The organism is Oleiphilus sp. HI0123 (genome assembly GCF_001635315.1).
The window spans coordinates 1-4,440 of sequence record NZ_LWGE01001164.1 but is presented as its reverse complement, the minus strand read 5'-3'; the positions used below and the strand labels follow the sequence as shown (position 1 = coordinate 4,440).

The 4,440-nt window shown below is 44.1% G+C and carries 4 protein-coding genes; 2 read left to right on the top strand and 2 right to left on the bottom strand.

What is annotated here, in order from left to right; all coding sequences use genetic code 11:
• Positions 1-450: DUF3010 family protein (locus A3761_RS12605; protein ID WP_231881220.1), on the top strand; the 450-nt coding region annotated here is incomplete at its 5' end.
• Between the two features lie 176 nt (positions 451-626).
• Positions 627-2,237, top strand: coding sequence for an ABC-F family ATPase (locus A3761_RS12600; protein WP_082865154.1), 1,611 nt, complete (start codon positions 627-629; stop codon positions 2,235-2,237).
• 17 nt (positions 2,238-2,254) lie between these two features.
• On the opposite strand, the gene A3761_RS12595 is transcribed toward A3761_RS12600, so the two are convergent.
• Positions 2,255-3,079, bottom strand: a complete 825-nt coding sequence (locus A3761_RS12595; protein WP_068509459.1) for a DUF2971 domain-containing protein — start codon at positions 3,077-3,079, stop codon at positions 2,255-2,257.
• 265 nt (positions 3,080-3,344) lie between these two features.
• Entirely contained in the window at positions 3,345-4,265 is a 921-nt protein-coding gene (locus A3761_RS12590; RefSeq protein WP_068509456.1) for a Tim44 domain-containing protein, read from the bottom strand.
• Positions 4,266-4,440: the final 175 nt, after the last annotated feature.

Below are 4,440 nucleotides of genomic sequence, written 5' to 3'. Positions count from 1 at the left end.
TTAGTTATGAAAGTATGTGGTGTTGAATTAAAGGGTAGTGATGCGATTATTTGTCTCTTGTCCATGGATGATGAGATATTCGATATCCCTGACTGTCGCGTAAGAAAAGTGACGCTAGAGAAGAGCCATAGTCTAAAGTACTTTCAGGCTACGTTTGCCAAACTGATGACAGACTATCAAATAGATACCGTAATTATTCGAGAGAGACCGACAAAAGGTAAGTTTGCCGGTGGTGCGATTGGTTTCAAAATGGAGGCTGCAATTGAACTGATTGATGGAGTCGATGTTCGCTTGATAACCCCAGTTGATATCAAAGCAGCTGTTAAGAAAAACCCTATCCCGGTACCTTTTGAAGAAACAGGCCTGAAAGTGATGCAAGAAGCCGCATTTACTACAGCTTATGCCTACCTTATGCGTAGACATTATGGTGTGGATGCAGAACAGGAGTAACGGCCAGGCTTACTTCGACAGTCTTGTATGTTTTATAGTCAATTTGTCTCGACTTTCTAGCCCCAAGTCTTTATAGTTCGCGCCCCTTTGTGCTTAAGCTTCTGTCACTCTTTGCTAAAACCGATTGAAAGACATTCAAGCTGAGCCTCTCACCTTCAAATACCTAGGACGCTCTCTTGATTTCTACCGCTAATATCACCATGCAGTTTGGTGCTGAACCTTTGTTCGAGAACATTTCAGCTAAATTTGGTAACGGTAATCGCTATGGTTTAATCGGGGCTAATGGTTGCGGTAAATCAACCTTTATGAAAATCCTGAGTGGTGAGTTAACACCAACGTCCGGTAACGTTTCTATAACACCAGGTGAAAAGGTCGGTGTACTAAGCCAGGATCAGTTTGCCTTCGAAGAGTACAGCGTTGTCGATGCAGTGATCATGGGTGATGTTGAGCTGTGGAAAGTGAAACAAGAGCGTGATCGTATCTACAGCCTACCTGAAATGTCTGAAGAAGATGGCATGAAGGTCGCTGAATTGGAAACGCAATTTGCGGAGATGGACGGCTACAGTGCGGAGAGTCGAGCCGGGGAAATATTACTATCAGCGGGTATTGCTGAAGAATTCCACTTTGGTTTGATGGCACAAGTTGCACCAGGTTGGAAGTTAAGAGTGTTATTAGCTCAGGCTTTGTTCGCGAACCCTGATATTTTGCTTTTGGACGAACCGACCAACAACCTGGACATTCATACCATTGAGTGGCTCGGTACGGTTTTGAATGAGCGAAAATGTACGATGATTATCATCTCGCACGATCGCCATTTCTTGAATTCTGTGTGCACGCATATGGCGGATATCGATTATGGCGAGTTACGTATTTACCCGGGCAACTATGAAGCCTTTACGGCAGCCTCAACACTAATACGTGAGCAACTATTTGCCGAGAATGCTAAAAAGAGTGCCGAAATTGATGAGCTTCAAGCCTTTGTTAACCGCTTTTCAGCCAATGCGTCGAAAGCTAAACAAGCCAGCTCTCGTGCTAAAAAGCTAGATAAGATAACGCTAGATGAAGTCAAATCGTCTAGCCGTTTAACACCTTCCATTAGTTTCAAGCAAGATAAGAAATTGCATCGCCAAGCCTTGGTGCTGGAAGACTTAGGTCATGGCTTTGACGGTGAGACACTCTTCTCGGGTGGTGACCTGATTCTAGAAGCGGGCGCAAAGCTTGCGGTGATTGGTGAGAACGGGGTGGGGAAGTCAACTTTCTTACGTTGTTTGATGAATGAGATTCAAGCCAATACGGGTGAAGTAAAGTGGGCTGAAAATGCCGTATTAGGCTACTGCCCGCAGGACAGCACGAAAGATTTCGACAGTGACCTAAACCTCTTTGACTGGATGTCTCAGTGGCGTACTGCAAAGCATAACGATTTAATGGTTCGCGGTATGTTAGGTCGAATGCTCTTTACCGAAGATGACGTTAACAAGAAAGCCAAAGTCTGCTCAGGTGGTGAGAAAAACCGCTTGTTGTTTGGCAAGTTAATGATGCAGGACCTAAATATTCTGATTATGGATGAGCCGACCAACCACATGGATATGGAAGCCATTGAAGCTCTGAACGAAGCGCTTAAAAACTTTGATGGCACTTTGATTTTTGTTAGCCACGACCGAGAGTTTGTCTCATCACTGGCAACACGCGTCATCGAAATTAAAGACCAGGGCTTGATAGATTTTCAAGGCACTTACGAAGAGTATATGGCTAACCAGGAAGCAGCTGAGCAAGTTAAGGTCGCTTAGTTCAAGTTGACTTTATCTCAATCAATGGCTGTGCGATGGAGTATATATTGGCCGGGGTCCAGCCGGCACTCCATAAGCTCAGCATGTCGGTAGCGTAAGTCAGTGCTCAAGAGGTTAACGAGCGCTTTTTTTAGTTCCGCTGTCATATTTGCCCCGCAGGTGACGGACTTGATCACCGTATTGGGGATTTTATGAAGGTGAATACTGAGTTCATCGACGTTTATGAGCTTGTCACTCACTGATGCCGGCCGTAATAAGCGCCACTCTTGCTCATGAGAAAAGTGTTCACTACGGTGAAATAGTGAAATGAAAGGATGTGAGTCTTTCAGCTTTAACGGACGCTCTGCACTATACTTCACTGGCTGAAACATTTGAGGGGCATCTCGGTATTGAGGGGCGGTAAAAAACTCATGAGTTTGGTCTAGTTCGATGACCATACCTCGGTGATTAGCCGCTTGATACTGCCAGAGTAGCGAGTTATCTGCTCTTTCAGATAAGCATAGCAGTGTTAGATTTTTCTGTTGTTTAGCCGACACTGTACTCACTTGCGGTACAGAACGTTGTCTTATTTGTGCTTCAATACTGGCTCGTTTGCTTTGGGATTGTTCTTCAAAATACTCAAAGCTCATCAGGCTTGATAAAGACTCTGGTAGCGCCGCGAATTGAGCTTTCAATTCAACTCTGAACTCTTCATCTGAAACAGCGATTGACCCATCAGGCTGATGATTAAGGGCTTCATTGCTAACGAATGGGTCCATCAATGATGAGGCTTCTAAGAAAGGTAGCTTCCCTTCTCGCAACCACGTTAAGCCTTTCTCGCTGCAGTATAAAAACAGGCTCACTTTCTACCTTTATAAGCGTATTATATTTAATGAAAAACCAAAGGGTCAGTTTAAAGTTTCAAGCACTAAAGCAAAGCAGAATAGCATAATCGTCGGGATGAAAATAACTGTAAGTTGTTTCCATCGTGGCCATTTATCAGCCTTTATAAACGCCACCAGGCATGAAATTAAAAATACGATCAGCACTAAAATTCTAAACATAAAGATCCTATGGCAGTTGTATGTAAGCTGCTTTTATGGTCAGGAAGTTGTTAGAAACTATAGCTTAGTTTTCGATTCCTACGATTAACCAAGGCGCATTGTTATCGCGGGTGTCTCTGGTTAAGTGCCAAAGATCTGTAATATCCTCTTCAACTCCTTCGGTTTCATCACTATAGCGCCCACTAAACTGAATGCTTAGCTCTGCCAAGCCTGCTGATTGGTCAGCTCTGACGATCTGGGCATCAATAAACAGCACATTCGTGTGCTGTTCACCTTCAAGCGCTGCACGTTCTTCTTTTAAATGGGAAAACAACTCTGAGCTAACGTACTCCTCAATTTTACTTAGATCATTCTCATTCCAGGCTAGCTGGATGGTACGGTAATGCTCACGAGCGCCGGCCAAAAAATTGTTGATATCAAAGTCTGCAGGCAGGTTATAAGGTACATCATTATACGAACCAAACCCTGAAGTTTGCTCTTCATTAAAGGTAGCATCGTTGTTCTGGTTAGCTGTTGGCTGATTGCCGGAAGATGACTGAGGAAACTGACCCGCCAAGAACTTGCTTGGTTGGGCGTCTGTTTGGCTCTCTTGTCTGAATTGATTTGTAGAATAAGCTGGTTGAGGCTCCATGGAGGCTGCTTTAGCTTGCATCATACCTTTAAATAAGCGAATCAGAATAAAGGCCACCAAAGCGAGCAGAATTATATCCATGATTTGAATGCCTTCAAATGCTCCACCCATTAAAGCTGCAATTAAGCCACCAGCGAGAAGGCCACCCATTAAACCTTTCGCCATACCGCCCTTGGCCGGCGCTTTCTGTTTTGCAGCTCCTGAATTATTTGGCGCAGCTTTTTTAGCAGGAGAAGGCTTGGTTTGAAATAGCTTTCCAAACGACTTTCCGCCGCCGAACTTTTTGGCATCGACGTGCGTGGCGTTTAAAGCTAGTGCAAACAGCACAGGTAGCATGAGCCAGAATTTTTTCATGTGTGATAATACTCTTTTAGGATGGTGATACGTTTCAGGCTAAGTATCCTAATGTCATTACCAGTAATGTCAATGAGAAGAGAAATAAAGGGGGAGAGGCACTTTACTCAGACGCCAATTCCCACTCGGATGATCATTGCCGTTTTTTTGACCAATTATTAGTGCCTTGCTTTAT